General features: G+C 72.0%; 22 protein-coding genes and 1 pseudogene. 17 read left to right on the top strand and 6 right to left on the bottom strand.

Features of this window, described 5'->3' with window-relative positions; genetic code table 11:
* Positions 1 to 18: 18 nt before the first annotated feature.
* The 12 genes and pseudogenes from ACQEVM_RS14140 to ACQEVM_RS14085 all read left to right on the top strand — a co-directional run bounded on the left by ACQEVM_RS14140 (position 19) and on the right by ACQEVM_RS14085 (position 12,975).
* Positions 19 to 1,314, top strand: a complete 1,296-nt coding sequence (locus tag ACQEVM_RS14140; RefSeq protein ID WP_433078520.1) for an O-antigen ligase domain-containing protein — start codon at positions 19 to 21, stop codon at positions 1,312 to 1,314.
* Positions 1,315 to 1,316: 2 nt separating this feature from the next.
* A complete protein-coding gene (locus ACQEVM_RS14135; RefSeq protein ID WP_433078518.1) occupies positions 1,317 to 2,585 on the top strand; it encodes a glycosyltransferase in 1,269 nt (422 codons plus the stop codon).
* A complete protein-coding gene (locus ACQEVM_RS14130; protein WP_433078516.1) occupies positions 2,582 to 3,817 on the top strand; it encodes a class I SAM-dependent methyltransferase in 1,236 nt (411 codons plus the stop codon). The genes ACQEVM_RS14135 and ACQEVM_RS14130 overlap by 4 nt, the downstream gene beginning before the upstream one ends.
* Positions 3,814 to 4,634: pseudogene (locus tag ACQEVM_RS14125) on the top strand (glucose-1-phosphate cytidylyltransferase). The gene ACQEVM_RS14130 and the pseudogene ACQEVM_RS14125 overlap by 4 nt, the downstream one beginning before the upstream one ends.
* A complete protein-coding gene (locus ACQEVM_RS14120) occupies positions 4,631 to 5,278 on the top strand; it encodes a PIG-L deacetylase family protein (protein ID WP_433080001.1) in 648 nt (215 codons plus the stop codon). The pseudogene ACQEVM_RS14125 and the gene ACQEVM_RS14120 overlap by 4 nt, the downstream one beginning before the upstream one ends.
* A 3-nt stretch (positions 5,279 to 5,281) precedes the next feature.
* Positions 5,282 to 6,307 carry an NAD-dependent epimerase/dehydratase family protein gene (locus tag ACQEVM_RS14115; RefSeq protein WP_433078514.1) on the top strand — a complete coding sequence of 342 codons (1,026 nt, stop codon included), beginning with the start codon at positions 5,282 to 5,284 and terminating at the stop codon, positions 6,305 to 6,307.
* The gene (locus ACQEVM_RS14110) at positions 6,304 to 7,578 is read left to right on the top strand and encodes a DUF4910 domain-containing protein (protein ID WP_433078512.1); all 1,275 of its coding nucleotides are present in this window, start codon (positions 6,304 to 6,306) and stop codon (positions 7,576 to 7,578) included. Before ACQEVM_RS14115 ends, ACQEVM_RS14110 begins: the two co-directional genes overlap by 4 nt.
* Positions 7,579 to 7,583: 5 nt before the next feature.
* Positions 7,584 to 8,894 carry a hypothetical protein gene (locus tag ACQEVM_RS14105; protein WP_433078510.1) on the top strand — a complete coding sequence of 437 codons (1,311 nt, stop codon included), beginning with the start codon at positions 7,584 to 7,586 and terminating at the stop codon, positions 8,892 to 8,894.
* Positions 8,891 to 9,838 carry a glycosyltransferase family 2 protein gene (locus ACQEVM_RS14100; protein WP_433078508.1) on the top strand — a complete coding sequence of 316 codons (948 nt, stop codon included), beginning with the start codon at positions 8,891 to 8,893 and terminating at the stop codon, positions 9,836 to 9,838. The genes ACQEVM_RS14105 and ACQEVM_RS14100 overlap by 4 nt, the downstream gene beginning before the upstream one ends.
* Positions 9,835 to 11,067: a polysaccharide pyruvyl transferase family protein gene (locus ACQEVM_RS14095; RefSeq protein WP_433078506.1), complete on the top strand. Its 1,233-nt coding sequence runs from the start codon at positions 9,835 to 9,837 to the stop codon at positions 11,065 to 11,067. The genes ACQEVM_RS14100 and ACQEVM_RS14095 overlap by 4 nt, the downstream gene beginning before the upstream one ends.
* On the top strand, positions 11,064 to 11,615 hold the full coding sequence (locus tag ACQEVM_RS14090; protein WP_433078504.1) for a dTDP-4-dehydrorhamnose 3,5-epimerase family protein: 552 nt from the start codon (positions 11,064 to 11,066) through the stop codon (positions 11,613 to 11,615). Before ACQEVM_RS14095 ends, ACQEVM_RS14090 begins: the two co-directional genes overlap by 4 nt.
* Positions 11,616 to 11,622: 7 nt before the next feature.
* Complete coding sequence (locus ACQEVM_RS14085; protein ID WP_433078502.1) at positions 11,623 to 12,975, top strand: glutamate-1-semialdehyde 2,1-aminomutase; 1,353 nt, start codon at positions 11,623 to 11,625, stop codon at positions 12,973 to 12,975.
* Positions 12,976 to 12,987: 12 nt separating this feature from the next.
* Here ACQEVM_RS14085 and ACQEVM_RS14080 read toward each other — a convergent pair whose 3' ends face one another.
* The 5 genes from ACQEVM_RS14080 to ACQEVM_RS14060 form a co-directional block, all read right to left on the bottom strand.
* The gene (locus tag ACQEVM_RS14080) at positions 12,988 to 13,668 is read right to left on the bottom strand and encodes a phosphatase PAP2 family protein (protein ID WP_433078500.1); all 681 of its coding nucleotides are present in this window, start codon (positions 13,666 to 13,668) and stop codon (positions 12,988 to 12,990) included.
* A gap of 159 nt (positions 13,669 to 13,827) precedes the next feature.
* A complete protein-coding gene (locus ACQEVM_RS14075; RefSeq protein ID WP_433078498.1) occupies positions 13,828 to 14,574 on the bottom strand; it encodes an amino acid ABC transporter ATP-binding protein in 747 nt (248 codons plus the stop codon).
* Entirely contained in the window at positions 14,571 to 15,461 is an 891-nt protein-coding gene (locus tag ACQEVM_RS14070) for an amino acid ABC transporter permease (protein WP_433078496.1), read from the bottom strand. Before ACQEVM_RS14070 ends, ACQEVM_RS14075 begins: the two co-directional genes overlap by 4 nt.
* 19 nt (positions 15,462 to 15,480) lie before the next feature.
* Positions 15,481 to 16,350: an ABC transporter substrate-binding protein gene (locus ACQEVM_RS14065; protein WP_433078494.1), complete on the bottom strand. Its 870-nt coding sequence runs from the start codon at positions 16,348 to 16,350 to the stop codon at positions 15,481 to 15,483.
* A 130-nt stretch (positions 16,351 to 16,480) separates the two neighbouring features.
* Positions 16,481 to 17,317, bottom strand: a complete 837-nt coding sequence (locus ACQEVM_RS14060) for an SAM hydroxide adenosyltransferase (protein WP_433078492.1) — start codon at positions 17,315 to 17,317, stop codon at positions 16,481 to 16,483.
* A 725-nt stretch (positions 17,318 to 18,042) separates the two neighbouring features.
* On the opposite strand from ACQEVM_RS14060, the gene ACQEVM_RS14055 reads away from it, so the two are divergent.
* The 3 genes from ACQEVM_RS14055 (at position 18,043) to ACQEVM_RS14045 (ending at position 22,429) form a co-directional block, all read left to right on the top strand.
* Complete coding sequence (locus ACQEVM_RS14055; protein ID WP_433078490.1) at positions 18,043 to 18,723, top strand: DUF4232 domain-containing protein; 681 nt, start codon at positions 18,043 to 18,045, stop codon at positions 18,721 to 18,723.
* A gap of 246 nt (positions 18,724 to 18,969) precedes the next feature.
* Complete coding sequence (locus ACQEVM_RS14050; RefSeq protein ID WP_433078488.1) at positions 18,970 to 20,364, top strand: MFS transporter; 1,395 nt, start codon at positions 18,970 to 18,972, stop codon at positions 20,362 to 20,364.
* A 184-nt stretch (positions 20,365 to 20,548) separates the two neighbouring features.
* Positions 20,549 to 22,429, top strand: coding sequence for a helix-turn-helix domain-containing protein (locus tag ACQEVM_RS14045; RefSeq protein WP_433079999.1), 1,881 nt, complete (start codon positions 20,549 to 20,551; stop codon positions 22,427 to 22,429).
* A gap of 62 nt (positions 22,430 to 22,491) precedes the next feature.
* Here ACQEVM_RS14045 and ACQEVM_RS14040 read toward each other — a convergent pair whose 3' ends face one another.
* Positions 22,492 to 24,759: a HelD family protein gene (locus tag ACQEVM_RS14040; protein WP_433078486.1), complete on the bottom strand. Its 2,268-nt coding sequence runs from the start codon at positions 24,757 to 24,759 to the stop codon at positions 22,492 to 22,494.
* 270 nt (positions 24,760 to 25,029) lie between these two features.
* Between ACQEVM_RS14040 and ACQEVM_RS14035 the strand changes: the two genes are divergently transcribed.
* Both ACQEVM_RS14035 and ACQEVM_RS14030 read left to right on the top strand, forming a co-directional pair.
* Positions 25,030 to 25,623: a GNAT family N-acetyltransferase gene (locus ACQEVM_RS14035; protein ID WP_433078484.1), complete on the top strand. Its 594-nt coding sequence runs from the start codon at positions 25,030 to 25,032 to the stop codon at positions 25,621 to 25,623.
* 213 nt (positions 25,624 to 25,836) lie between these two features.
* The gene (locus tag ACQEVM_RS14030) at positions 25,837 to 26,340 is read left to right on the top strand and encodes a hypothetical protein (protein ID WP_351377988.1); all 504 of its coding nucleotides are present in this window, start codon (positions 25,837 to 25,839) and stop codon (positions 26,338 to 26,340) included.
* Positions 26,341 to 26,407 lie beyond the last annotated feature (67 nt).

The following is a 26,407-nucleotide window of genomic DNA, read 5'->3' as shown; positions in this document are numbered from 1 at the left end:
GAGGGACCGACACACGACGTGCCGGCGCGCGACGGGCTGCCGGGCGGACCGGACGGCGCGGGCACGCGGCCCGGCGCCGAACCGGGCACTCCCGGCGCTCCGAGGATCGTCGGGATCGTCTGGGGGCTGCTGATCCTCAACACGCTCGGCTCCGCCGGCGCGGAGACCATCATCCCGCTGCCCCGCTCCCTCATCCAGATGGTCACCATGGGCTCGCTGGTCGCCGCGTTCGTGCTGGCGCTCGCCGTCAATCTCCGGCTGCGCATCCGGGCGAGCGCCTTCCTGTTCCTGCTCACGCTGCTGCTGGTGCCGAGCGTGATCTCCAGCGCGCACCTGGAGTCCGGGTTCGGCGCGCTGTTCCGCTGCACCCGGCTGGCTCTCTTCGTCGGCACGCTGTGGCTGCTCAGCCGCTGGTGGGACGGCGGTCACACGTTCGTCCGGCATCACATCCGGATGTACTTCGCGGTGCTCGCCTCGGTGGCCGCCGGCCTGCTCGTCTCACCGGGCGCGGCCATGCCCGACGTCTACGGCGGGCGGCTGGTCGGCGCGCTGTGGCCGCTCACCCCGCCGCAGATCGGACAGTACGCCGCGGTGATCATCGGGCTCACCGTGCTGCTCCTTCTGGGCCGCCGGACCGATCGGCGCAACGCGGCGCTGGTCATCGTGCCGGCGCTCGTCCTGCTCGCGCTGACGCATACCCGGACGGCCACCCTCGGCCTGCTGATCGGGCTGGTGCTGGCGATCGGCTCGCTCGTCCTGACCAGTGCCGCCGCCCGCCGGTTCTTCGCGTGGGCGGTGCTGTGCTCCGTCGTGGCCGCGGTGGGGTTCAACTCCGCGCTCCAGGCGTGGTTCCTGCGCGGGCAGAGCCAGGAGAACTTCTCCAACCTCACCGGTCGGGCCAAGGTCTGGGACGCCCTGCTGGCGGCCCCCAGGACGGGATCGGAGCAGATGTTCGGCGCAGGCCTGGGCGACAAGTCCTTCGGGGGGCTGCCGATCGACAACAGCTGGCTGGCGGTCTACAACGAGCAGGGTCTGACCGGTGTGACGATCGTGGGCGCGATCGTGATCGTGCTGGGCGGCGTCGCGTTGCTGCGCCCACCGTCGCTCCAGCGGGCCTGCGCGCTCTTCCTGGTCAGCTACTGCGCCATCGCGTCGTACACCGAGGCCGGGCTCGGCGACGCGTCGCCGTATCTGCTGCATCTGACCGTGGCCGCCTCGCTGTTGGCGTCACCCGTCGCGGCCACTCCCCTCACGACGCCCGAAGTGTCCCGTCGACGCACACCCCAGTGGGCCCGGAAATCGGAGGTGATCTGAGCATGCACGTCCTCGTGGTGCACAACCGCTACGCCTCGGCGCAGCCGAGCGGTGAGAACAAGGTCGTCGACCAGGAGGTGGGGCTGCTGCGCGAGGCCGGCCACCGGGTCGAGGTGTTCGAGCGGCGCAGTGACGACATCGCCGCACGGTCCCTGGTGTCCAAGGCCGCGCTGCCGTTCCTCGTCCCGTGGAACCCGGCGGTCCGTACGGAGCTCGCGGCGCGGCTGCGCGACGAACGGCCGGACGTGGTGCACGTCCACAACGTCTTCCCGCTCCTGTCGCCCGCGGTACTGGCCGCCTGCGCCGACGCCGGTGTGCCCGCCGTCGCCACCCTGCACAACTACACCCAGGTCTGCCCGCCCGGGACGCTCCAGCGGGACGGCCGGCCGTGTACCGAGTGCGTCGGGACCGCGCCGCTGCCGGCCGTCCGGCACGGCTGCTACCGGGGCTCCCGGCTGGCGACGGTGCCGCTCGCGGTCAGCCTGTCGGTCAACCGGCGGCGGTGGTGGTCCGGTGTGGAGCGGTTCTTCTGCATCTCCGGGGCGCAGCGCGACGTCCTGGTGCGGGCCGGCATGCCGGCCGATCGGCTGGCGGTGAAACACAACTTCGTGCCCGAACCGGGCACGGTCAGAACGGGCGGCGGCGAGCACCTGCTCTATCTCGGCCGGCTCGCGGAGGCCAAGGGCGTACGGCTGCTGATGGCCGCGTGGGACGAGATCGCCGCCGGCGGCGGTGTGGGCGTGCCACTGGTGGTCGCCGGGACGGGGCCGCTGGAGCGGGAGGTGACCGCCTGGGCGGCGGGCCGGGACGACGTGCGCTACGTCGGTCTGTACGACGAGGCGCAGTGCCGGCAGGCCATCGCGCGGTCGGTCGCCGTGGTGGCCCCCTCGACCTGGCTGGAGGCGTTCGGCCTGGTGGTCGTGGAGGCGATGGCGGCGGGGGTCCCGGCCGTCGCCGCCGGTCACGGCGCCTTCGTGGAACTCGTCGAGGACGGGGTGAGCGGTCTGCTCCACCGGCCGGGCGAGCCCGCCTCGCTCGCGGCCTGCATGCGCCGGGTCACGGCCGAGCCGGACCGCAACCGGGAGATGGGGCGGGCCGCCCGGCGCCGTTACGAACAGGGGTTCAGCCCGACCGTCGGGCTGGAGCGCCTGGTGGAGGGGTACCGCACCGCAATCGCGGTGCGGTCCGGTGGCGGGCATGGCGCGCCGCCGGTCGGACAAGGAGTCCCGCCGCGGGAAACCCGCGCGGGCAGGGATGGGGGCAGTAGATGACACGATGCCGACTCTGCGGCTCGGCGACGCTCGCGAGCGTCGTCGACCTGGGGGCGACCCCGCCGTGCGAGAGCTTTCTCGCCGCGGACGAACTGGACCGGCCGGAGCAGACCTACCCGTTGCACCTGCGGGTCTGCACCGACTGCTGGCTCGCGCAGATCCCTCCGCTGATCACGCCGGAGGAGACCTTCACGCAGTACGCGTACTTCTCCTCCTACTCGACCTCCTGGGTGGAGCACGCGCGCACCTTCGTCGCCGACGCCGTACAGCGCCTCGCCCTCGGCCCCGACGCCTTCGTGGTCGAGGTCGCGAGCAACGACGGGTACCTCCTGCGGCACATGGTGGACCGGGGGGTCCGCTGCCTCGGCATCGAGCCGTCGGTGAACGTCGGCGCCGCGGCGCGGGAGGCGGGCGTGCCCACGCTCACGGAGTTCCTGGACCCCGCCACCGGCGCGGCCGTCCGTGCCGAGCACGGCCCGGCGGACCTGGTCGTGGCCAACAACGTGTACGCGCACATCCCCGACGTGGTCGGGTTCACCCGGGGGCTGCGCGCCCTGGTCGCCGACGACGGCTGGGTCTCCATCGAGGTGCAGCACCTGCTGACCCTGATCGAGGAGAACCAGTACGACACGATCTACCACGAGCACTTCCAGTACTACACGGTCGCCTCCGCGATCCGGGCGCTGGCGAGCGGCGGACTCTCCCTCGTGGACGTCGAGTTGCTGCCCACGCACGGCGGCTCCATCCGGCTGTGGGCCCGGCCGGCCGAGGCTGCGGGCGAGCCGAGCCGGCGGGTGGCCGAGGTGCTGGACCGGGAGAAGGCCGCCGGGTTGCAGGACCTGTCCGGGTACACCGAGTTCTCCGATCGGGTGGCCAAGGTCCGCCGGGACCTCCTGCGGTTCCTCATCGAGGCGGCCGAGCGCGGTGAGACGGTCGTCGGATACGGCGCCCCCGGCAAGGGCAACACCCTGCTCAACCACTGCGGCATCCGCCCCGATCTGCTCGGGTACACGGTCGACCGCAACCCCTACAAGCACGGCAGGTTCACCCCGGGCACCCGCATCCCGATCCTGTCGCCCGAGCAGATCGGCATCGACCGACCGGACTACGTGCTCGTCCTCCCGTGGAACCTGCGGGACGAGTTGGTCGAGCAGCTGTCCTTCGTGCACGCCTGGGGTGGCCGACTGGTCTTCCCCATCCCGGAACTGAGCATCGTGGAGGTCAAGCCGTGAAGGTCGTCCTGTTCTGCGGCGGTTACGGGCTGCGGATGCGCAGCGGAACCTCCGACGACGTGCCCAAGCCGATGGCCATGGTCGGTCCTCGGCCGCTGATCTGGCACGTCATGCGCTACTACGCGTACTTCGGGCACACGGAGTTCATTCTCTGCCTGGGGTACGGGGCGCACCACATCAAGGACTTCTTCCTCAACTACGAGGAGACGACGTCCAACGACTTCGTGTTGCGGGGCGGGCGGACCGAGCTGTTGTCCACCGACATCGCCTCCTGGACGATCACGTTCGTGCAGACCGGCATCGAGTCCCCGATCGGGGAGCGGCTGCGCCGGGTGCGGCACCACCTCGACGGCGACGAGATGTTCCTCGCCAACTACGCCGACGTGCTCACCGACGCCCCACTGCCGGACATGATCGAATCCTTCTCGCGGCGCGACGCCGGTGCGTCGATGATGGTGGTGCCGCCCCAGTCCTCGTTCCACTGTGTGGAGCTGGGCGAGGACGGCCTGGTGGGGGCATCACCGCGGTGAGCGACATGCCGCTGTGGGAGAACGGCGGCTACTTCGTGCTCCGCCAGGAGGTCTTCGACCACATACCGGAGAACGGTGACCTGGTCGCCGACGGATGTGCCCGACTGGCGAAGCAGGGACGGCTGGTGGCGCACCGGCACCGCGGTTTCTGGAAGCCCACCGACACCGTGAAGGAGCGGGCCGCGCTCGACGCCGCCTACGCCGTCGGCGACCGCCCGTGGGCCGTGTGGGAACGGGACGGTGCGGGAGCGGGCGCGACCGGCGGCGCCGGGGCGTGGACCGCGTGATCCGGCTCGGGACCGGGCGTCTGGACCGGATCGTCGCGGTGGGCGCGCACTGCGACGACATCGCGATCGGCGCCGGCGGCACGCTGCTGACGTTGTGCCTCGCGCGGCCCGGCATCCGCGTCGACGTGCTGGTGCTGTCCGGTGGGGGCGGCGAGCGGGAACAGGAGGAGCGGGCCGCGCTCGCCGCCTTCTGCCCGGGCGCCGACCTGCGGCTGACCGTGCTGAAGCTGCCGGACGGCCGGCTGCCCGCGCACTGGGACGAGGCGAAGGCCGCGGTCGAGGAGCTGCGCGGGCAGACCGAACCGGATCTGGTGCTCGCGCCGCGTACCGATGACGCGCACCAGGATCACCGCGGTCTGGCGAAGCTGATGACCACCGCGTTCCGCGACCACCTCGTGCTCGGCTACGAGATCGTCAAATGGGACGGCGATCTGGGCCGGCCGGCGGCGTACCAGCCGCTGTCGCCGGAGATCGCCGAACAGAAGGTGCGGCTGTTGCAGGAGCACTACCCCTCGCAGCGGCACCGGCCCTGGTACGACCGGGAGGCCTTCCTCGGGCTGGCCCGGATCCGGGGCATCGAAAGCAACGCGCGCTACGCCGAGGCGTTCGCCGTCACCAAACTCACTCTCGACCTGGGGGAATGAACCTTGCGCGTACTTCTGACCGGACACCAGGGCTATCTGGGCACCGTGATGGCCCCGGTCCTCGCCGCCGCCGGGCACGAGGTCGTCGGTCTCGACGCGGGCCTGTTCGCCGACTGCGTGCTGGGCCCGACGCCCGCGGACCCGCCGGGGCCTCGGGTGGACCTGCGCGACATCACGGCCGAGCACGTGGCCGGGGTGGACGCCGTGATCCATCTGGCCGCGCTGTCCAACGACCCGCTGGGATCGCTGGCACCGGACCTCACCTACGACATCAACCACCACGCCTCCGTGCGGCTGGCCGAACTGGCCCGCGAGGCCGGGGTGCGGCGCTTCCTGTACGCGTCGACCTGCTCCGTGTACGGCGCGGCCGGCGGTGACGACCTGGTGTCCGAGGACGCCCCGCTGCGCCCGGTGACACCGTACGCGGAGTCCAAGGTGCGGGTGGAGGACGATCTGCACGCGTTGTCCGACGGCGACTTCAGCCCGGTGTTCATGCGCAATGCCACCGCGTTCGGCTACTCGCCCCGGTTGCGTGCCGACATCGTGCTGAACAACCTGGTGGGGCACGCGCTGCTGTCCGGTGAGGTGTTGGTGCTGTCCGACGGCACTCCCTGGCGCCCGCTGGTGCACGCCGCCGACATCGCGCGGGCCTTCGCCGCCGCGCTGACGGCGCCGCGCGAGGCGGTGCACGACCGGGCGTTCAACATCGGCAGCGAGGCGAACAACGTCACGGTCGCCGAGATCGCCGAGCAGGTCGCCGAGGCGGTGGACGGCTCGAAGGTGGTGATCACCGGGGAGACGGGTGCCGATCCGCGCTCGTACCGGGTGGACTTCTCCCGGTTCCGCGCCGCCGTGCCCGGCTTCGACTGCGAGTGGACGGTGAAGCGGGGCGCGCTCGAACTCGCCGACGCCTACCGGAAACACGGGCTGACCCGGGAGGACTTCGAGCGGCGCTTCACCCGGCTGGCCGTGTTGCGCGCGGCGTCCGAGTCCGGCGCCGTCGACGACACCCTGCGGTGGCGCCGATGACCGCGGCCGGCGAGGAAATGCACGCGCTGGTGGAGCGGTTGTACCCGCTGTGCCGGAGCATCACCGGCGACGGCGTGCGCGCCACCCTGGAGATCGTCGGCGAGTACATCCCGCTCCAGGTGCACGAGGTGCCGACCGGGACCCAGGTCCTCGACTGGACGGTGCCGCAGGAGTGGAACATCCGGGACGCCTACATCGCCGACCCGGCCGGCAACCGGGTCGTCGACTTCGCCGCGTCCAACCTGCACGTGCTCGGCTACAGCGTGCCGGTGTCGGCGACCATGCCACTGGCCGAGCTGCGTGAACACCTGCACACCCTGCCGGAGCACCCGAGCTGGGTGCCGTACCGCACCAGCTACTACACACCGCAATGGGGGTTCTGCCTGGCCCAGGAGACCCTGGACGCGCTGCCTGACGGCGACTACGAGGTGCGCGTCGACTCCACGCTCGCGGACGGGCACCTCACCTACGCGGAGCACGTGGTTCCCGGGCAGGTCACCGACGAGGTGATCGTCTCCTGCCACGTGTGCCACCCGTCGTTGGCCAACGACAACCTGGCCGGCATCGCGGTGGCGACGTTCCTGGCCCGGGCGCTGGCGGAGCGGACGCCGTACTACACCTACCGGTTCCTCTTCGCGCCCGGCACCATCGGGGCGATCACCTGGCTGGCCCGCAACGCGGATCGGGTGGAACACGTCAAGCACGGGCTGGTGCTGGCCTGCGCCGGGGACTCCGGCCGACTGACGTACAAGCAGAGCCGACGCGGTGACGCGGAGATCGACCGGGTGATGCGGCATGTGCTGAGCACCTCCGAACGCCCGCACCACGTGGCCGAGTTCACTCCGTACGGCTATGACGAGCGGCAGTTCTGCTCACCGGGATTCGATCTCGGCGTGGGTTCGCTCAGCCGGACCCCGTACGCGGGCTACCCCGAGTACCACACCTCGGCGGACAACCCGGACTTCGTCTCCCCGGAGGCGATGGCGGACACGCTCGCCGTCTGCCGGGAGGCGTTCGCCGTGCTCGACCGCAACCGGCGGTACCTCAACCTCAGCCCCTACGGCGAACCGCAGCTGGGACGGCGCGGGTTGTACGCGTCCCTCGGCGGTCGCAGCGACGCGAAGCAGGCCCAGATGGCCATGCTCTGGGTGCTCAGCCTCTCCGACGGCGAGCACGGTCTGCTCGACGTGTCGGAGCGGTCCGGGCTGCCGTTCGACACCGTCGCCGCGGCGGCCGACGCCCTGTGCGGCGCCGGGCTGATCAAGGCGTGACACCGATGGCCACCGAGGGGGAGAAGACGGCGACACCGGCGGTCCGGGCCGAGGAGGGCCGGCGGTCCGCCGCGCGGGCCGTCGTGGGCCGGCTGTCGTGGGGGCTGGCCGATCAGGCGGCCTCCAGCATGACCAACTTCGCGGTGGGCATCTACGTGGCACGCTCGCTGGGGCTGGCCGCGTTCGGCGTGTTCAGCCTGGCCTGGCTGACCTACGGCGTGGTGCTCAACGTCGCGCGCGGGCTGGCCACCGATCCGCTCGTGGTGCGTTTCAGCGGCGCGCCGGAAGCCTCGTGGCGGGCGGCGGCGGCCCGTTCGTCGGGGGCCGCGCTCGTCGTCGGCACGGTCCTCGGCGCGGTGTGCCTGCTGGTCGGGCTCGGCCTCGGCGGCGACGTGGGTTCCGCGTTCGCCTGTCTCGGCGTCGTGCTGCCGGCGCTGTTGCTCCAGGACGCCTGGCGGTTCGCGTTCTTCGCCGCCGGCGCCGGCCGCAAGGCCTTCGCCAACGACCTGGTGTGGGGCGTCGCGCTCGTCCCGGCCATGGTCGTGGCGGCCCGCGTGGGCAGCGTGGCCTCCTTCGTGCTCGCCTGGGGCGCGTCCGCCGCGGTGGCCGCCGCGTACGGCTGCTTCCAGTCCGGCATGCGACCGCGGCCGGCCCGGGCTCGCGGGTGGCTTCGTGAGCAGCGGGACCTCGGCTACCGGTACCTGGTCGAGAACGTCAGCCTCAGCGGCGCCGGCCAGCTGCGGGCGTACGGGCTCGGCGTGATCGTGGGGGTCGGCGCGGTGGGGGCGGTCCGGGGTGCGGAACTGCTGCTCGGTCCGTTCCTCGCCCTGCTGATGGGGCTCTCGCTCGTCACCGTCGCCGAGGCGGCGCGGGTGCTGCGGCAGACCCCGCACCGGCTGGGCCCGTTCTGCCTCGCGCTGGGCGGCGGGCAGGCCGCCGCCGCGCTGCTCTGGGGCTCGGCGCTGCTGCTGATGCCCGACCGGCTCGGCGAGGTCGTACTCGGCGGCGTCTGGCCTTCCGCCTCGCAACTCATCGTGCCGGCCACCCTCGGCGTCGCGGGCGCCGGCCTCGGCGGCGGCGCTGCGGCCGGACTGCGCGCGCTCGCCGCGGCGCGGCGCAGTCTGCGCTGCCAACTGTTCGCCTCCGTCTGCTACGTCGGCGGCGGACTCGGCGGGGCCGCCGTGGCCGGCACGGTCGGCTCGGCCTGGGGCGTCGCCGCCGCGACCGTCTGCGGCTCGGCCGTGTGGTGGCTGCAACTGCGGTCCGCCCTGCGCGAGCGCCACCACGACCACATCCCCGAAGTGAGGACATCATGACCGCCCAACCCCGGCTGAGCATCGGCCTGCCCGTCTACAACGGCGAGGAGTACCTGGCGCAGTCGCTCGACGCCCTGCTCGGCCAGACCTACGAGGACTTCGAGCTGGTCATCTCCGACAACGCCTCGACCGACGGGACCCGGGACATCTGCCGCCGGTACGCCGCCCGGGACTCACGCATCCGCTACCTCGGGCTGCCCCGGAACATCGGTGCGGCGCCGAACCACAACCACGTGTTCACCGAGTGCCGCGGCGAACTGTTCAAGTGGGCCTCGCACGACGATCTGTACGCCCGGGACCTGCTGCGGCGGTGTGTGGAGACGCTGGACGAGCGGCCCGAGGTGATCCTCGCGCACAGCGGGCAGGCCGTCATCGACGGCGACGGCAAGGTGAAGGTCCCGTACGAGTACGGGCTCGCCACCGACTCCCCCCACGCGCCGGAGCGCTTCCGCAGTCTGCTGTTCGAGCCCGGTGGCGACGACTTCTACGGGGTGATGCGGGCGGACGTGCTGCGCCGGGTGAAACCGCACGACAGCTACCACCACGCGGACCGCACGTTCGTCGCCGAGATCACCTTGCACGGGCCCTTCCACCAAGTGCCGGAGCTGCTGTACTTCCGCCGCGACCATCCCACCCGCGCCGAGCGGGCGAACCCGTCCAAGCGCTCCCGGTGCGTCAACCTGGACCCGCGTCGGGCGGGCCCGCTGCATCCGACGCCCCGGTTGCTCGCCGAGTACGTGTGGGGCTTCGCCTCGGCGATCCGGCGGGCGCCGTTGTCCCCGTCCGACCGGCGCGCGTGCCGGCGCCATCTGGCCGCGTGGATGACCAGCCGGCTGCGGCCGGGCGCCGGCGAGCGGGTCGAGGACCGCGCCCCGGTCGACGCGTCCCTCCTCGATGTGTCCGTCGACGCCCTCGTCGCCGGCCGAGAGGGGAGGCGGGCATGACCTCCGGAGACGGAACTCCGGTGCGTGTCGGGGTGTTCGGTCTGCTCGGTTCCGGCAATCTCGGGAACGACGGGTCGCTGGAGGCCGTCCTCGGCCACCTCCGCGCCGAGCACCCGGGGGCGGTCGTGGACGCGCTGTGCGGCGGACCCGAGGTGGTCTCGTCCCGGTACGGCATCCCCGCGACCCGGCTGCACTGGTACCGCGGGGAGTACCGGACCGCGTCCCGTGCGGGCGCGGTCGCCGCGAAGGGTCTGGGCAAGCTCGTCGACGTCTTCCGCACCGCCGCCTGGGTGCGCCGGCACGACGTGGTGATCGTGCCGGGCATGGGCGTCCTGGAGGCCACGCTGCCGCTGCGGCCGTGGGGGTTCCCGTACTCGCTGTTCCTGCTCTGCGCGTCCGGCCGGTTGTTCGACACCCCGGTCGCGCTGGTCGGTGTCGGGGCCGCCCCGATCGGCAACCGGCCGACCCGAGCCCTCGTGCGCTGGTCGGCGCGGCTGGCCGGCTACCGGTCGTACAGGGACACCCTGTCCCGCGACGCGATGCGAGGGATGGGCGTGGACACCGCGCACGACGAGGTCTACCCGGACCTGGCGTTCGCCCTGCCGACGCCGCGGGCCGGCGCGCCCGCGGTCGCGCCGGGCACGGTCGCCCTGGGCGTCATGGCCTTCCACGGCGGCGACGACGACCGCGACCGCGCCGAGGAGATCCACCGGCGCTACCTCGGCGGGACGATCCGTTTCGTCCGCGCGCTGGTCGAGGACGGCAGGCCGGTGCGGCTGCTCACCGGCGACGCGTGCGACGCGCCGGTGGTCGCCGCGATCCTCGACGCGGTGGACTCGCCGCTGGTCACCGCTTCCGAGGCGGCCTCGCTGGCCGACCTGATGGAGGAGATGGCGGCTGCCGACACCGTGGTCGCGACCCGCTACCACAACCTGATCTGCGCGCTGAAGGTCGGCACGCCGACGCTCGCACTCAGCTACGCGGCGAAGAGCGACGCCCTCATGGCCCGGATGGGCCTGGAGGCGTACTGCCACCCGGCGCGGGAGGTCGACGCCGACCGGCTGCTCGAACAGTTCCGGGAGCTGGAGAAGCGGTCGGCGGAGCTGCGCCGCATCCTCACCGAGCGGAACCTGATCGCCGTCCGGCAACTCGACGGCCAGTTCACTGCCTTGACCGCTGCCGTCTTCCCGACGGCCGCCCCCACCCACGCACTGCGGGAGACTCCATGAAGGCGACCGAAGTCCCGACGATCGCGGGCGCGTACCTGTTCGAACCGACGCCGTACGCCGACGAGCGCGGCTTCTTCTGCCGGACCTTCGACGCCGACCTGGTCCGCTCGGTGGGCCTCGACCCGGACGCCTTCATCCAGGACAGCGTGTCCCGCTCGGTCCGGGGGGTGCTGCGCGGCCTGCACCTGCGCGCCGGCGCGGGCGAGGCCAAGTTGGTGCGGTGCTCGTACGGGAAGATCTTCGACGTCGTCGTGGACCTGCGGCCCGACTCGCCCACCCACCGCAACCGGGCCTTCTTCGAACTGTCCGGCGAGACACAGGCGACCCTGTACATCCCGGCCGGGTGCGCGCACGGCTTCCAGGCGCTCACCGACATCGCCGACACCTCGTACCGGATCGACCGGGCGCACGATCCGGCCGAGGACGTGACGATCGCCTTCGACGACCCGGAGCTCGCCATCCCCTGGCCGCTGCCGGTCGCATCGATGTCCCGGCGGGACCGGGAGGCGCCGAGCCTCGCCGAGGTCCTCAAGCACCAGGAAGGTTGAGGTCGGCGTGCACACCGAAGACACCGAAGTCGGCGCGGAATCCGACGAGTTCCGTCTGCCCCGTTCGCGGGTGGCCAACGAACGGCTGCACTCCCTGATCCCGGGGGGCGCGCACACCTACGCCAAGGGCGACGACCAGTACCCCGAGAACCTCGCCCCGGTCATCAGCCACGGCAGCGGTGCCCACGTGTGGGACGTGGACGGCAACCGCTACATCGAGTACGGCTCGGGCCTGCGGTCGGTCAGCCTCGGCCACGCCCACCCCCGCGTGATCGAGGCGGTGCGGCGGGAAATCGACCGCGGCGGCAACTTCGTCCGACCGTCCATCGTCGAGGTCGACGCGGCGGAACGCTTCCTGGCCACGGTGCCGACGGCCGAGATGGTGAAGTTCACGAAGAACGGATCCGATGCCACCACCGCGGCGGTCCGCCTCGCCCGCGCCGTCACCGGGCGCCCGCGGGTCGCCCTCTGCGGCGACCATCCGTTCTTCTCCGTCGACGACTGGTTCATCGGAACCACGCCGATGTCCGCCGGCATCCCGGCGGCGACCACCGAACTCACCGTGGCCTTCCCCTACGGAGACCTGGCCGCCACGGAAGAGCTGCTCACCCGGTACCGGGACGAGGTCGCCTGCCTGATCCTCGAACCCGCCGGCCACGCCGAGCCGCCGCCCGGGTACCTCGCCGGCCTGCGCGCACTGGCCGACCGGCACGGCTGCGTACTGGTCTTCGACGAGATGATCACGGGCTTCCGCTGGTCCGAGGCGGGCGCCCAGGGCCTGTACGGCGTCGTCCCCGACCTCTCCACGTTCGGCAAGGCGCTGGGCAACGGATTCGCCGTCTCGGCGCTGGCCGGCCGCCGCGACCTGATGGAGCGGGGCGGACTGCGTCACTCCGGCGACCGGGTGTTCCTGCTGTCCACCACGCACGGTGCGGAGACGCACGCGCTGGCCGCCGCGATGGCCGTGCAGACCACCTATGCCGAGGAGGGCATCACCGCACGGCTGCACGACCTCGGCGAGCGGCTGGCCGCCGGTGTCCGCGAGGCCGCGACCGCCATGGGCGTCGGCGATCACCTCGTCGTCAAGGGCCGTGCCAGCAACCTGGTCTTCGCCACCCTCGACGAGAACCTGCGGCCGTCGCAGCAGTACCGCACGCTGTTCCTGCGCCGGCTCCTCGCGGGCGGGGTGCTGGCCCCGTCGTTCGTGGTGAGCAGCGCACTCGACGACGTCGACATCGATCACACCGTCGACGTGGTGGCGCAGGCGTGTGCGGTGTACCGGAAGGCATTGGACGCCGCCGATCCCGGCCCCTGGCTGGGCGGGCGACCGGTGAAGCCCGTGTTCCGCCGCCTCGCATGAAATGACGTGACGTCAGCGCACTTGCCCGTACATGGCGTTGGTCGTCCGGTCGGCCCTCCGGTCGGCCGTCCGGTCGACCAGCCACGCGGTCGCCGGTACCAGCGCCAGCGCGGTGCACCAACCGCCGAGGACGTCGGTCGGGTAGTGCGCTCCCAAGGCGACCTGGGCCCAGCCCATGGCGGTACCGGCGACCAGCGCCGCGGCGAGCACGAGGAGCGTTCCGGCCGTCCGGCCGAGGCCGAGGCGGCCGGTCGCGAGCAGCGCCACCACGAGGGCGAGGGCGGTGAGGAAGGCGGTGTGCCCGCTCGGGTACGACAGGTAACCGCCGTTGATGGTGCGTCCCACCAGGTACTTGAGGCCCGTCGTCGTGCCCACCGTGACGCCGGCGCCGGTGACCACGAGGACCGCCGTGCGCGGGCTGCGGAGCAGCAGGCAGCCCGCGACCACGGCCGCGACCAGCATGGCCGCCCCGGCGGGCTCCCCCAGGAAGTCCGTGGCCAGGGCGACGTGCCTCCAGGGCCCTCGCACCCCGTACACCGCCTCATGGATCCACGCGTCCACCGTGCCGGGCTCGCTGTGGCCGGCGTACAGGAAGCCGAGCACGACGACCACCAGCGCGGTGAGGGCCGCGATCAGCCCGATCGACCCGCGGAGCGACGGGGGCAGCACCGAGGGCGCCGGTCGGTCGGGCACTCGCCCACCGCGTGGGTCCACTCCGGCCAGAAGATCCAACGCGAGCCCTCCGTCATGTCCGACCGGCCATCAGGTCGACCAACTGCCCTGTGTGCAGCGGCTCCTGGCCGGTACGACTCCTCGACACCCTAGCCAACGATCCGGTCGCGCCACGGCAAGTCACTGCGAGCGGTCCAGTACGCGGGTGAGGAAGCGTTGCGTGGCCTGCTCCCTCGGGGCGGTGAGGACTTGCTCCGCGGTGCCCTGTTCCACGATCACACCGTCCTCCAGGAAGCAGACCTGGTCCGCGACCTGCCGGGCGAAGCCCATCTCGTGCGTGGCCATGAGGATGGTCAGGCCGCGCTGCTTGAGGTCCGCGACCACGTCGAGGACGTCGCCCACCAGCTCGGGGTCGAGCGCCGAGGTGATCTCGTCGAAGAGGAGCAGCTCAGGCTCGGTGGCCAGGGCCCGGGCAATCGCGGCGCGCTGTTGCTGGCCGCCGGACAGCCGGTCGGGGTGTTCGTGCGCCTTGTCCGCGAGTCCGAGCCGCGCCAGCAGCTCACGGGCCGACTCCTCGGCCCGTTTGCGCGGGACGCCGTGGACCCGGCGCGGCGCGAGCGTGATGTTGTCCAGCACGCTCAGGTGCGGGAACAGGTTGTAGGCCTGGAAGACGATGCCGATCCGTCGGCGGGCGACGTCGGGATCCAGGCGGGGGTCGGTCAGTTCGCTGTCGCCCAGGTGGATGGTGCCGTCGTCGACGACGTCCAACAGGTCCACGCAGCGCAGCAGGGTGGACTTGCCCGAACCCGAACCGCCGATGAGGCAGACGACCTGGTGCTCGGCGACGTCGAGGTCGATCGAGCGCAGGACGAGACGAGACCCGTACTGCTTGCGTACGCCGCGGATGCGCAGCAGCGGCCGGCTCATCGGCCCGTCTCCGCACGGGTGCGCTGCGCCGCACGGCGCTGGAGCCGGTCGGCGAAGCGGGTCAACGGAATGGTCACCGCGATGAACAAGAGAGCCGCTCCCAGGTACGGGGTGTAGTTGAAGTCGTAGTCCGCCTTGATCTGCGCGGCGCGCAGCGCTTCCAGCGGACCGAGCACGGCGACCAGCGCGGTGTCCTTCTGCAGTGCGATGAAGTCGTTGAGCAGGGGCGGAAGGACGTTGCGCACCGCCTGCGGCAGCACCACGTGCCGCAGGGTCTGTCGTTCGCCCAGCCCCAGGGCCCGCGCGGCGTTGCGTTGCGCGGGGTGGACGGAGTTCAGTCCGGCGCGCAGCACTTCGCCGACGTAGGCGCTGTAGGACAGGACCAGGGCGATCACTCCGAGCACCCAGGGCTCCGAGGGGGTGCCCTGCAACCTCAGGGCCGGCAGCCCGAATCCGACGAGGAAGACCAGGAGCAGGGTCGGCACGCCGCGAAAGACGTCGACGTAGACGGTCGCGGCCAGCCTCAGCGGCGCCAGTCCGGGCGCGCGGGTCACCCGTACCAGGGCGATCAGCAGCCCCAGGACCAGGATCAGCACTTCGGCGATCAGGAACATCTGAACGTTGAGCCAGAAGGCCCGCAGGAGTTCGGGGAACGCGTCCCGGAGCTCGGCGCCGTCCAGGAAGAGGCTGTGGACGCGCTCCCAGCCGGGCGAGGCCACCGCTGCCGCCGCCATCAGCACCAGGCAGAGAAGGGTGCACAGGGCGGCGGTCCAGGTGTGGCGTCGTTTGCGGGAGCGGCGGAACCGTTCCCGCTCCCGCTCGCGTTCGCTGGGTCGGTAGGCGTCGTTCGGCGGTGTGGCCTGCTGATTCTGAGCGGCCGTCTTCACGAGGTCCACGGTCGGCCCGCTACGGCTTCAGCTCGGGGACGTTCGCCGAGGCGGACAGCCACTGCGACGTGAGCTTGGCGAGTGTGCCGTCGGCCTTGAGTGCGCTCAGGGCCTGGTTCACGCAGGGGGTGTACCCGCTGCCCTTGGGCAGGAGCAGGCCGAACTCCTCGGGGGTTCCGCCCGCGTAGCCGAACTGTCCGACGATCTTGGCGTTGTCCAGCTCCGAGCCGGCGAGGTAGAACACGGTCGGCAGGTCGGTGACGATCGCGTCGATCTGGCCGTTCTTCAGCGCGTTGACCTCGTCGTTGGTGGTGTTGAAGACGCTCGGTCGGCGCGAGGGCTTGAGCTGGTCCAGTACCGCCTGGTAGCTGGTGGTGGCGACCTGGACGCCGATCCTGGCGTCCCTCAGTTCACCCAGTGAAGCGGCCTTCGCGAAACCGGAGTGGTCCAGCGTCAGGACGGCCTGGTCGGCCGTGTAGTAACTGGTGGAGAAGTCCACCGCCTTCGCCCGCTGCGGGGTGATGGAGATCTGGTTGATGTCGAAGTCGAAGTTCTTCGCCCCGGGAGCATAGGAATGCGCGAAAGGTTCGACGACCCACTTCACCTGGTCCCGACCGAAGCCGAGTTTGCCGGCGACCGCGTAGGCCACCGCGCTTTCGAAGCCCTTCCCGTTGGCCGGGGTGTTGCCGTCGAACCAGGGCGCGTAGGCCGGGGAATCGGTGGCAACGGTCAACTGCCCGCTCTTGTGCAGGCTTGGGCTGCCGGTGGTGCAGGTGGGGGCGGCGGATCCGGTCGCCCCGGCGGGACCCTCCGGCTGGGGTGCGCAGGCGGAGGCCGTCAGCAGGACGGCGACGGCGGAAGCCGCAACGGTTGTGCGGGTGCGGAACATGGAGGGTCCTTCGAAGGGGTCCGGAAAGGGGGGGTACGGGAACGGGCCGAGGCCGTGCGCTCGGCGACACGGATCGGCGGCGCGGCGCACGACCGCGCCGGCCACCATGGGGTGACGCGCCGCTCACATGTCAGCCGGCGAGACGGAACACCTGGTCGCCCTGGCGCAGACCGAAGAGTTCGGCTGCCGAGCCGCCGCGAACGACCAGCTCGGCGAAGCCGATCCCGGAACTCCCGACGGTGATGCCGGGCTCGCCGAGCGGGACGTCGGGCAGCCGGTCGTAACATCGCACCCGGACGCCGCGGCCGTCGCGCCGGTTGTGGACGGTCAGCCCGTCCGTACCGTCGTAGCCGGGCAGTGCGACGGCGGGACGGTCCAACTTGCAGTTGCCGAAGTTGTCCACGACGGCGACCCGCACCTCCTGCTCGGCGGGCGGGCGCACCGCCAGCGGCTGCGCGGGGACGGGACGGCCGTCCGCCAGCCAGCGGGCCAGCAACGGTACGTACCAGAGGCTGCGGAACTGGGTCCGTACGATCTCCTCGACCTCGGTGTCCGCCAGCTCGGCCCAGTCGGCGGCAGCGGCCTCCAGCACCTCACGGACGTCGGTGACCCGGACCTCCTCCAGCCCCAGGTAGGTCGCCAGCGGGGCGAGGACGCGGTGGTTCACCGTGCTGATGACCAGGTGCTGCCCGTGGCGGAAGTAGCAGAACGGCACGCCGTTGGGCCAGTGCCCGTCGCGCGGGGCGATGTTGACCATGACGACCACCGGCCGGGTCGGCCCGCCGGTCAGGTCCGTTGAACGCAGGAGGTCGAGCAGGGTGAGGGCGGCGGCGCCCTCCGGGTCCGGTCCGCCGAGCGGCAGGACCGTCGGTGTGGCGCCGAAGAGGGTGGCGATCCGGGCGGACTGACGGGCCAGCGCGTTGGGATCGGCGCAGTCGGTGAGGGCGACGACTGGCAAGTGGGACATGGCGGGTACTTCGCCTTCTGTCGGTGGCGGGCGGGTCCGGGTCCGGGTCCGGGCAACAAAAAACGGACCCTCCGTTTCCGGAGGGTCCGTCGCAGCTGGTGCGCACACGGCTTCGCTAGCGAAGCGCCTCCGGGGGTGGGGGCATCATTCGCATCATGGCGAGGGTGGTGGTGTGCTGCATGGACGGGACTGTAGCAGCAGGTGGGAGCGTCGGGAACGACCGTCCACCACGTGAACACCCGGCGCCGGCACGCCCGCGTGGGACCACCGGCGGCCACCGCAGGGTACGGCCCGACGCTCCCCGATCCACCCGGCCCGCCGGCCTCCGAGCCCCTCCGCACCGGCACCCGCGGCGATCGGATGCCGCGCCGAACGGTGACGCGTCGTCCACACGGCGTAACGGTCGGAGCTTGAGGAGGGCACGTCATCGCCTCGGGTCAAGATCGATCGGGTCACAGAACCGCCCCAACCGACGGGTGGCCGAGAACAGGTCCCGAAGGTGGCGAGAAGCATCGTCTCGGCTGGTCGGCGGCATGCCCCGACACGATGAACCCGGTGGTCGCGCACCCGACTCCGGCCGGTGCGTGTAACAGGAAGGTATGAGGGCACGGTTGGGCGGAACGGCCCGCCGGTCGGACGGCTCTTGGTGATCAGAAGCGTTCGCTCGGACCGCCCCGCACCGACCCGAGCGGCCGACACCACCCACCGATCCCGAGGAAGAAACGATGCGCGTTCACAAGCTCACCTTCACGGCCCTGGCCATCGTCGCGGGTCTCTCGCTCACGGCCTGCCAGAACGGCGAGGACGGTGCGGCTCAAGGCGGCCCGTCGTCCGCGTCCACCGCATCACCGGCCGCGTCCACCCCGCCCTCCTCGGGCGGCGCTTCGAGCTCCGGCAGTTCGGACCAGAGCGGCGGCAAGGCCTCGGCGGGGACGGGCGGCAGCGGGAAGGGCACGGCCGCCGGGACCGGCTCCGACAGCGGCAAGACCAACAAGTGCCGCACCGACGACCTGGAGATCACGGCGATCGACGGCACCGTCGGCGGCGACACCGACGGCACCGTCGCCGTACAGCTGAAGAACCGCGGCGGCAAGGACTGCACGCTCTCCGAGTACGCGGGCGTCGACGTGAAGACGGCCTCGGGATCCCTGTCCGCCAAGCGCACCGGCGAGCACCCCGGCACGACCACCCTCAAGAAGGGCGCCGCCGTCTCCTTCGGCGTCACCTACCCGCTCAACACCTCGGGCGGCTCCGGAGTCCGCATCACGGGACTGGTCGTGACCCCGCCGGACGAGACGAAGTCGGTCACCCTCGCCTGGCCGGGCGCCGCCACGCTGCCCGTCACGGAGGGCAACGGCTCCCCCGTCAAGGTCGGCCCCATCGGGAGCGCCGGCCAGGGCGGCTGACCCGGGGCATCGACGCGAGTCGCTCCGCCCGCCGACGAGCGAGGCCCCGCGTCCGGGGAACGACGCGGGCCCTCGCTCGTCGCCGTGGGCGTCGAGGGCATCGTGCGCCGTCGACCTCGACGCTGTGGCGTTCGGGCACACAGGAGTGTGCCCGATTGTGATGACCGCCCACATGTACCGCCGATCTGCGGACTTCTACGTTGTGCCGACACGGAACGTCCCCACAGGCCCCTGGAAGTGGTGCACATGGTCTCCCCCGCAGCGGCTCCGCAGACCCGGTCCGGCATCAGAAGGATCGTCGCGGCCAGCCTGATCGGCACCACCATCGAGTGGTACGACTTCTTCCTCTACGGAAGCGCCGCCGCCCTCGTCTTCAACAAACTGTTCTTCCCCACCGCGGACCCGCTGACCGGAACGCTGATCGCGTTCGTCACCTACGCCATCGGTTTCCTCGCGCGTCCGCTCGGCGGGGTCGTCTTCGGGCACTTCGGCGACAAGGTCGGGCGCAAGAAGCTGCTCGTGCTCAGCCTGCTCCTGATGGGCGGGGCCACCTTCGCCATGGGGCTGTTGCCCACCTACGGCACGATCGGGGTCGGGGCGCCCGTCCTGCTCACGATCCTGCGGCTCGTACAGGGCTTCGCACTCGGCGGCGAGTGGGGCGGTGCCGTGCTGATCGTCTCCGAGCACGGGGGCGACGAGCACCGCGGCTTCTGGGCGTCGTGGCCGCAGTCGGGTGCGCCCGGCGGGAATCTGCTGGCCACCGGGGTACTCGCGCTGCTCGCCTCCGTACAGTCCGAGGCGGCCTTCCTCGCCTGGGGTTGGCGCGTCCCGTTCCTCCTGTCGGGGGTGCTGGTGATCGCCGGCCTGTGGATCCGGATCTCGGTCTCCGAGTCGCCGGTCTTCCTCGCCGCGCAGGCGAAGGCGGCGGCCGAGGCACCCGCGTCCGGGGAGGTCGCGCGGAAGGCACCCGTGGTCGAGGTGTTCCGCAGGAGTTGGCGCGAGGTGCTCACGGCGATCGGGACCCGGTTCGGCGAGAACATCTCGTACTACGTCCTGACCTCCTTCCTCCTCGTCTACGTGACCACTCACCTCGGGATGTCGAAGAGCACGGCGCTCAACGCCGTGCTGATCGGGTCCGCCGTCCACTTCGTCACCATCCCCGCCTGGGGCGCGCTGTCGGACCGGATCGGACGCCGGCCGGTCACGATGATCGGCTCCGTGGGAATGGCCCTGTGGGCGTTCGCCTTCTTCGCCCTGGTGGACTCCCGGTCGTTCCCGGTGATCACGGTGGCGGTGACGGTCGGCCTGTTGCTGCACGGCGCGATGTACGGCCCGCAGGCCGCCTTCATCTCGGAGATGTTCGACACCAGGGTCCGCTACTCCGGCGCCTCCATGGGCTCCCAACTCGCCTCGATCGTCGCGGGGGCACTGGCGCCGATCATCGCCGTCGAACTCCTCAAGGACCACGGCTCCTCGCTGCCGGTCTCCGTGTACCTGTGCGCCGCCGCCCTCGTCACCACCCTCACCGTGGCCGTCGCCAAGGAGACCCGCGGTCGGGATCTCACGGCGCCCGCCCGCGCTTCCGCTCCGGCCGGGCAGCGCCCGCCCGTCCGCGCCGCACAGCCCTCCGACATCGCCTGACCGGGACGAACGCGCCCCGGGAACTGCCAGCATGGGCCTCGTGAACGACGCGACCAACCACGACGCGACCGACCGCGGCGCCGGCACCCCCGGCGCCCTCCCCTCCTACGCGACCGGGCCGCACCCGACCGGCACCGACTCCACCCACCCCCGGCTCCCCGAGGCCAATCCCGCCGCAGCGGCCCTGAGCGGGCTGCTGGGGCTGCTGGCCGAGGGGGCGCCGGCCGAGCGGCTGACCACCGCCGCCGCGCGGGCACGCGACGGGGGTGCCCGCGCGGCGGAGGTGGCCCTCGTGGAGGAGGCCGCGCAGGCCGCGCTGGACATCCGGCGCACCCTCGACCAACACAGGCGCCGGGAGGCGGAGTTGACGGCGCTGTTCGACACGGCCGGCGACCTGGCGGCCCTGCGCGACCTGGACTCCGTGCTGCGGGCGATCGTCCGACGGGCCCGCACCCTGCTGGGCACGGACGTCGCCTACCTGACCCTCAACGACGCAGCCGTCGGGGACACCTTCATGCGCGTCACCGACGGTTCGGTGTCGGCCGCCTTCCAGCAGCTGCGGCTCGGGATGGGCGAGGGGCTGGGCGGGCTGGTGGCGCAGACGGCCCGGCCCTACGCCAGCAGCGACTACCGCGCCGACGGCCGCTTCCGGCACACGACCGCCATCGACCGCGGCGTCGGCGAGGAGGGACTGCGGGGCATCCTCGGGGTCCCGCTGCGGGTCGGTACGCGGGTGATCGGGGTGCTGTACGCGGCGGACCGGGCGGTCCGCGCCTTCGCTCCCGACGCCGTGGCCCTGCTGTCGTCCCTCGCCGACCACGCGGCCGTGGCCATCGACGGCGCCCGGCTGTTGGAGGAGACGCGCGCCGCGCTCGTCGACCTGAACGAGGCCAACGAGACGGTCCGCGCGCACAGCGAGGCGATGCGGCTGGCCACCGAGACGCACGACCGGCTCACCGAACTGGTGCTGCGCGGGGGCGAGATCGAGGATCTCGCCCGTGAGGTCGCGGCCCTCCTGGGCGGCGGCATCGTCATCCACGACGTCGACGGCACCGAACTCGCGCGGGTCGCCTCCGAACCGATCGCCCCGCCGGTACGGGGCGCCGCGGAGTCCCGCTCGGGCGGCCGGGCCGTCCCGGTGGAGGGGACCTGGGTGTGGGCGGTGTTGGCCGGCCCGGAGCTCCTGGGCAGCATCGCCCTCACCGGGCGGGCGCCGCTCACCGAGTCCGAACGGCGATTGTTCGAGCGCGCCGGTCTCGTCACCGCCCTGCTGTTGCTGCTCCGGCGCTCCATAGCGGAGGCAGAGGACCGGGTGCGCGGCGAACTCCTCGGCGATCTGCTGGCGCCGGAGGAAGGCGACCGGGCCCGCGATGCCGGGAGCCTGACCCTGCGGGCCCGCAGGCTGGGCCTCGACCTGGCGCGGCCCCACTCGGTGCTGGTCCTGCACTGCGAGGAGGCCGTACGGGCCCGCCTGGCCGCCGAGACGGCCCGCCGGGCGCGTTCCCTGCGGGGGCTCTCAGGCGTGTACGAGGGGCGCGTGGTGCTGGTCGTGCCCGCCGTCGAACCCGACGACCGGCCCGGCCCGGTCGCCCGGTCCCTGGCCGGGGAACTGGGTCGCGCACTGGAGAGCCCGGTGACGGTGGGCGCGGCCGGTCCGGCGGATCGACCGAACGGGTTGTCGACCGCCCACGCCGAGGCCCTGCGCTGCGTGGAGGCCCTGCACACGCTGCATCGCACCGGCCACGGCGCCGCCCTGCCGGATCTGGGATTCCTCGGGGTGCTGCTCGGCGACCGGGCCGACGTGTGCGGCTACGTCGAGCGGGTGCTCGGGCCGGTCATCGCCTACGACGACCGGCGCGGCACCGAACTCGTCCGAACCCTCGACGCGTACTACGCCCACGGCGGGAGCCTGTCCCAGGCCAAGGACGCCCTGCACGTCCACGTGAACACGGTCGTGCAGCGGCTGGAGCGGATCCGCCGACTCCTCGGCGACGACTGGAACACCCCGACGTCCGCCCTGGAGCTGCAACTCGCCCTGCGACTCCACGGCTTGTCGGCAGGATGACGACAGCCGTCACCCGGCGCCCTCGCGCGCCGGCCCGACCCGCCCGATCGGCAGGGCGCCCTCTACAGCGTGTCCTCCAGCCCTTCCGGCAGGCGCCCGGTGTGCAGTACCCCCAGGGTCTGGGTGGCGCGGGTGAGGGCCACGTACAGGTCGCTCGGTTGATGGTCCGCGGGCTCCACCACGATCACTGTGTCGAACTCCAGGCCCTTGGCCTGGCGGGGCTCCAGCAGCACGACGTCGCGGGTCAGGTCCGGTTCGCCGCCGACCGGAACGCCGGGCAGCGCGCCCGCGAGCTGCTCGTGCAGCGGGCGCGGGGCGATCACCGCGAGCCGGCCCTCCGCGGGCGCGGAGCCACGCACGGCCTCCGCGACGGCGCCGGCCAGGTCCTCCGTGGCCCGCACCCAGGGGCGCACCCCGGTGGAACGCACCGAACCGGGCGGTTCGAAACCGGGGTGCCGGGCCCGGAGCACGGCGGCGGCGAGGTCCATGATCTCCGAGGGCGTGCGGTAGTTGACCGCGAGGCGCACCAGTTCCCAACGGTTCTCGACGTACGGGTCCAGGATCTGTTCCCACGAGCCGCAGCCCGCCTCGTCGCCGGTCTGCGCCGGGTCTCCGACGAGGGTCATGGAGCGCGTCGGGCAGCGTCGCATGAGCAGCCGCCAGGCCATCGCGGAAAGCTCCTGCGCCTCGTCCACGATGACGTGCCCGAAGGCCCAGGTGCGGTCGGCGGCGGCCCGCTCGGCCGCGCTGCGGTGGTCGGCTTCCTCGTGTCGCTCCGCCATCCGCTCCGCGTCGATGAGGTCGTGCGCGGCGAGGAACTCGTTCTCGGTGTCCTCGAACTCGTACGACTCCGAACCGAGCGAGAGGTCCAGGACCCCTTGGGCGTAGGCGACGCGCTCCATTCGCTCGCGTTCCTCGGCGGCGCGCCGCGCGCTGTCGTCGAAGCCGAGGAGTTCGGCCGCCTCGTCGAGCAACGGAACGTCCGCGGGCGTCCAGTCGTCCGTGGTGCGGCGGATCAGCTCGGCGTCCCGCTCGGAGAGGTGCTCGGGGTCCGCGAGGAACTCGGAGACCAGCCGCAGGGGTGTGAGCGAGGGCCAGAGCGTGTCGATGGCCGCGTGCACCTCGGCGCTGGTCGCGATCTCCTTGCCGAGCTGCGCGACGTCATCGGGGCCGAGCAGGTTGGGGCCGCCGTACGGATCGGCGCCGAGGCGGTCCGCGAGCTGCTCGGTCAGCGCGTCGATGACACGGAACGCGAAGTAGGGCCGGGCCAGGTTGTGCGGCAGCCCGGTGGCACGGGCCCGGTCCCGGGCCTCGTGCGCCATGGTGCGGTCGAGCAGCAGCGTCCCGTAGTCGTCGTGGTCGATCTCCAGGGCGGGCTCGGGCACGACGTCGGCGTCCTCACCCGCACCGGCGGGTACGGACTCCGGCAGCGCCTGCCGGTCCGCCACGACCCGGGCGAGCACCTCGGCCATCCGGGCGTCGCCCTTCACGGCGGCGGCGCCGGGGCGGTCGGTACCGGTCGCGTGGACGCCCGGGTACAGCTCGCCCGGGGTGGCCAGCAGCACGCCGGTCTCGCCGAGGGAGGGCAGCACCTCCCCGATGTAGCCGAGAAAGGCCGGGTTGGGTCCGACGATGAGGACGCCGCGCTTGGCGAGCGTCTCGCGGTGGGCGTACAGCAGGTAGGCGGCGCGGTGCAGTGCGACGGCCGTCTTCCCGGTGCCGGGTCCGCCCTCCACCACGAGTACCCCGTGGTGGGGGGAGCGGATGATCCGGTCCTGCTCGGCCTGGATGGTCCGCACGATGTCGTGCATCCGGCCGGTCCGGGCCGCGTCGAGCGCGGCGAGCAGCACGGCGTCCGCGTCGGCGCCCTCGTGCCCGGTGCGCTCGGTGTCGGCGAGGTCGAGGATCTCGTCGTGCAGCGCGACGACCTCCCGGCCCCGGGTGGTGAGGTGTCGGCGCCGGCGCAGCCCCATCGGCACGTGCCCGGTCGCGAGGTAGAACGGACGCGCGACGTCGGCGCGCCAGTCGAGCACGAGGGGGGTGCGTTCGCCGTCGTCCTGCCGGATACCGATACGGCCGATGTGGTGGTCCCGACCGTCGGAGAACTCCAGGCGGCCGAAACAGAGACCGTTCTCCCCCGAGTCCAGGGCGGAAAGGAGACCGGATTGCTCGGCGACCAGCACATCCCGCTCCAGGCGCGCCTGAAACCCGCTCCCGACGTCGGCCAGGGCGCCGGTCATCGCGCGTTCGGCCTGGTCACGCAGGTCATCGAGGCGGGCGTAGATCCCGTCGATGAATTGCTGCTCGACACGGAATTCTTCGGTTGACAATTCCACTCCTGACGCGGTACGATGTCCTCGTAAAGCTGTTTCATGCTCACATTCCGACGAACATGAAACGTCAAATATACCCCCCAGACGAGAGCTCCGGCCGCCATTCGGCCCGGAGCTTTTTTGCATCCCGGGAACCTCGCATCCCCGGAAGCGATGGACCGAGGCGTCATCCACGGTCCGGAGCACATCGACAGACCGGATCACCTCGACATTTTTGCACTAGTGCATATATTTGATGTTCCTAGTTCATAGAGCTAGAGTGCCTTCATGCCTGCGAAGATCCCCGCCCCCGTCACCCTGACCGGCCGGCACGTCACCCTCGTCCCCCTGTCGATGGACCACCTCGGCGACCTGTTCGCGGCCGGGGGCGGTGACGACGAGGTCTGGCGCTGGCAGGGAGGCGTCGCACCGCGCACCGAGGCGGAACTGGGCGCGACACTCGCGGGACTGCTCGCGGACGCGGAGCGCGGCACCTACCTGCCTTTCGCCGTCATCCACCGCGCGAGCGGCAAGGCGATCGGCTGGACCACCTTCATGGACGTCGACGCCGCCCACGAGCGCCTGGAGATCGGCTGGACCTGGTACGGCCGCGCCCACTGGCGCTCGGCGGTCAACACCGAGACCAAGCTGCTCCTCATGACCCACGCCTTCGAGGAACTCGGCATGGGACGGGTCCAGTTGAAGACGGACCACCTGAACCTCCGCTCACAGGCCGCCATCGCCCGACTCGGCGCGCAACGCGAGGGCGTACTGCGTCGCCATCGCCGCCGCCCGGACGGCACCTGGCGGGACACCGTCTACTTCTCGCTGCTCGCCGAGGAATGGCCGGCCGCCAAGTCCCGCCTCGGCGCCCGCCTCTGACATCGCCCGAGGGGCGCGCCGCGTCGGGTCTCCGACGCCCGGCGCGCCCCGACCGCGAGGGGGCCCGACGGACGACCTCCCGCCAGACTGGTGCCATCCGGCCAATAGATTGGCATGGGCCTGACATTTCAAGACCCCTGTGGGACGTTCCGAGCGGCGCGGCCCCCACGCCTCGCCGTACACCCCCACAAGGACGTGGCAAAGAGGAGCGACATGAGGACGATCTCCACATGGTCCCGCGTCACCGTACTGGCCGCCGCGCTGGTGCTCGGCGGCTCGACCACCGCACTGGCCCTGGGACCCACCGTCGATCAGCGGGTCGACGGGGTGATGGTCGTGGCGGGCAACACCTGCGCCTGGACCAACGCCCGCACCAGCGCCGTCCCCCCGAGCACCCTCACCGTCGACCGCACCACCGTCAACACCCCCGGCGGCAACCTGGCCTGCGGCGGCGGAATCACCGCCTCCCTCAACAACAACCCCTCGTTCACCTTCGACGACGCGGCCGCGCTGGCGAAGACCGACGCCATCGACATCACCGGCAAACAGAGCTTCATCTCCTGTCGCTACAAGGCGACGAACATCGTGTGGAACCGTGACGGGTCCACACGGAAGTACGTCAACCAGGCCTTCACGGCGACCAAGACCTCGGGAAGCTTCCTCTGCCCGGGCTCCGTCACCACCCCGGCCGGGGACGCGTCCATGCTGTTCCACTGACCCCGGCCAGGCGCGTCTCGCCCTCCCGGGCGAGGCGCGTCGCCGACACCGGTTCGGCTCGCGGACG

Origin of the sequence: Streptomyces sp. CA-243310, assembly GCF_050936775.1 — a bacterium.
In the GTDB taxonomy this organism is placed as follows: domain Bacteria; phylum Actinomycetota; class Actinomycetes; order Streptomycetales; family Streptomycetaceae; genus Streptomyces.
This window is presented reverse-complemented; position numbering and strand designations above follow the sequence as displayed.

What these genes read in the sequence shown, in the direction of transcription:
- ACQEVM_RS14075 (WP_433078498.1), bottom strand. Translation starts at nt 14,574, where the DNA reads ATGAGCCGGCCGCTGCTGCGCATCCGCGGCGTACGCAAGCAGTACGGG.
- ACQEVM_RS14030 (WP_351377988.1), top strand. Translation starts at nt 25,837, where the DNA reads ATGAGGACGATCTCCACATGGTCCCGCGTCACCGTACTGGCCGCCGCG.
- ACQEVM_RS14035 (WP_433078484.1), top strand. Translation starts at nt 25,030, where the DNA reads ATGCCTGCGAAGATCCCCGCCCCCGTCACCCTGACCGGCCGGCACGTC.
- ACQEVM_RS14105 (WP_433078510.1), top strand. Translation starts at nt 7,584, where the DNA reads ATGGCCACCGAGGGGGAGAAGACGGCGACACCGGCGGTCCGGGCCGAG.
- ACQEVM_RS14130 (WP_433078516.1), top strand. Translation starts at nt 2,582, where the DNA reads ATGACACGATGCCGACTCTGCGGCTCGGCGACGCTCGCGAGCGTCGTC.
- ACQEVM_RS14055 (WP_433078490.1), top strand. Translation starts at nt 18,043, where the DNA reads ATGCGCGTTCACAAGCTCACCTTCACGGCCCTGGCCATCGTCGCGGGT.
- ACQEVM_RS14065 (WP_433078494.1), bottom strand. Translation starts at nt 16,350, where the DNA reads ATGTTCCGCACCCGCACAACCGTTGCGGCTTCCGCCGTCGCCGTCCTG.
- ACQEVM_RS14050 (WP_433078488.1), top strand. Translation starts at nt 18,970, where the DNA reads ATGGTCTCCCCCGCAGCGGCTCCGCAGACCCGGTCCGGCATCAGAAGG.
- ACQEVM_RS14135 (WP_433078518.1), top strand. Translation starts at nt 1,317, where the DNA reads ATGCACGTCCTCGTGGTGCACAACCGCTACGCCTCGGCGCAGCCGAGC.
- ACQEVM_RS14090 (WP_433078504.1), top strand. Translation starts at nt 11,064, where the DNA reads ATGAAGGCGACCGAAGTCCCGACGATCGCGGGCGCGTACCTGTTCGAA.
- ACQEVM_RS14110 (WP_433078512.1), top strand. Translation starts at nt 6,304, where the DNA reads ATGACCGCGGCCGGCGAGGAAATGCACGCGCTGGTGGAGCGGTTGTAC.
- ACQEVM_RS14095 (WP_433078506.1), top strand. Translation starts at nt 9,835, where the DNA reads ATGACCTCCGGAGACGGAACTCCGGTGCGTGTCGGGGTGTTCGGTCTG.
- ACQEVM_RS14100 (WP_433078508.1), top strand. Translation starts at nt 8,891, where the DNA reads ATGACCGCCCAACCCCGGCTGAGCATCGGCCTGCCCGTCTACAACGGC.
- ACQEVM_RS14060 (WP_433078492.1), bottom strand. Translation starts at nt 17,317, where the DNA reads ATGTCCCACTTGCCAGTCGTCGCCCTCACCGACTGCGCCGATCCCAAC.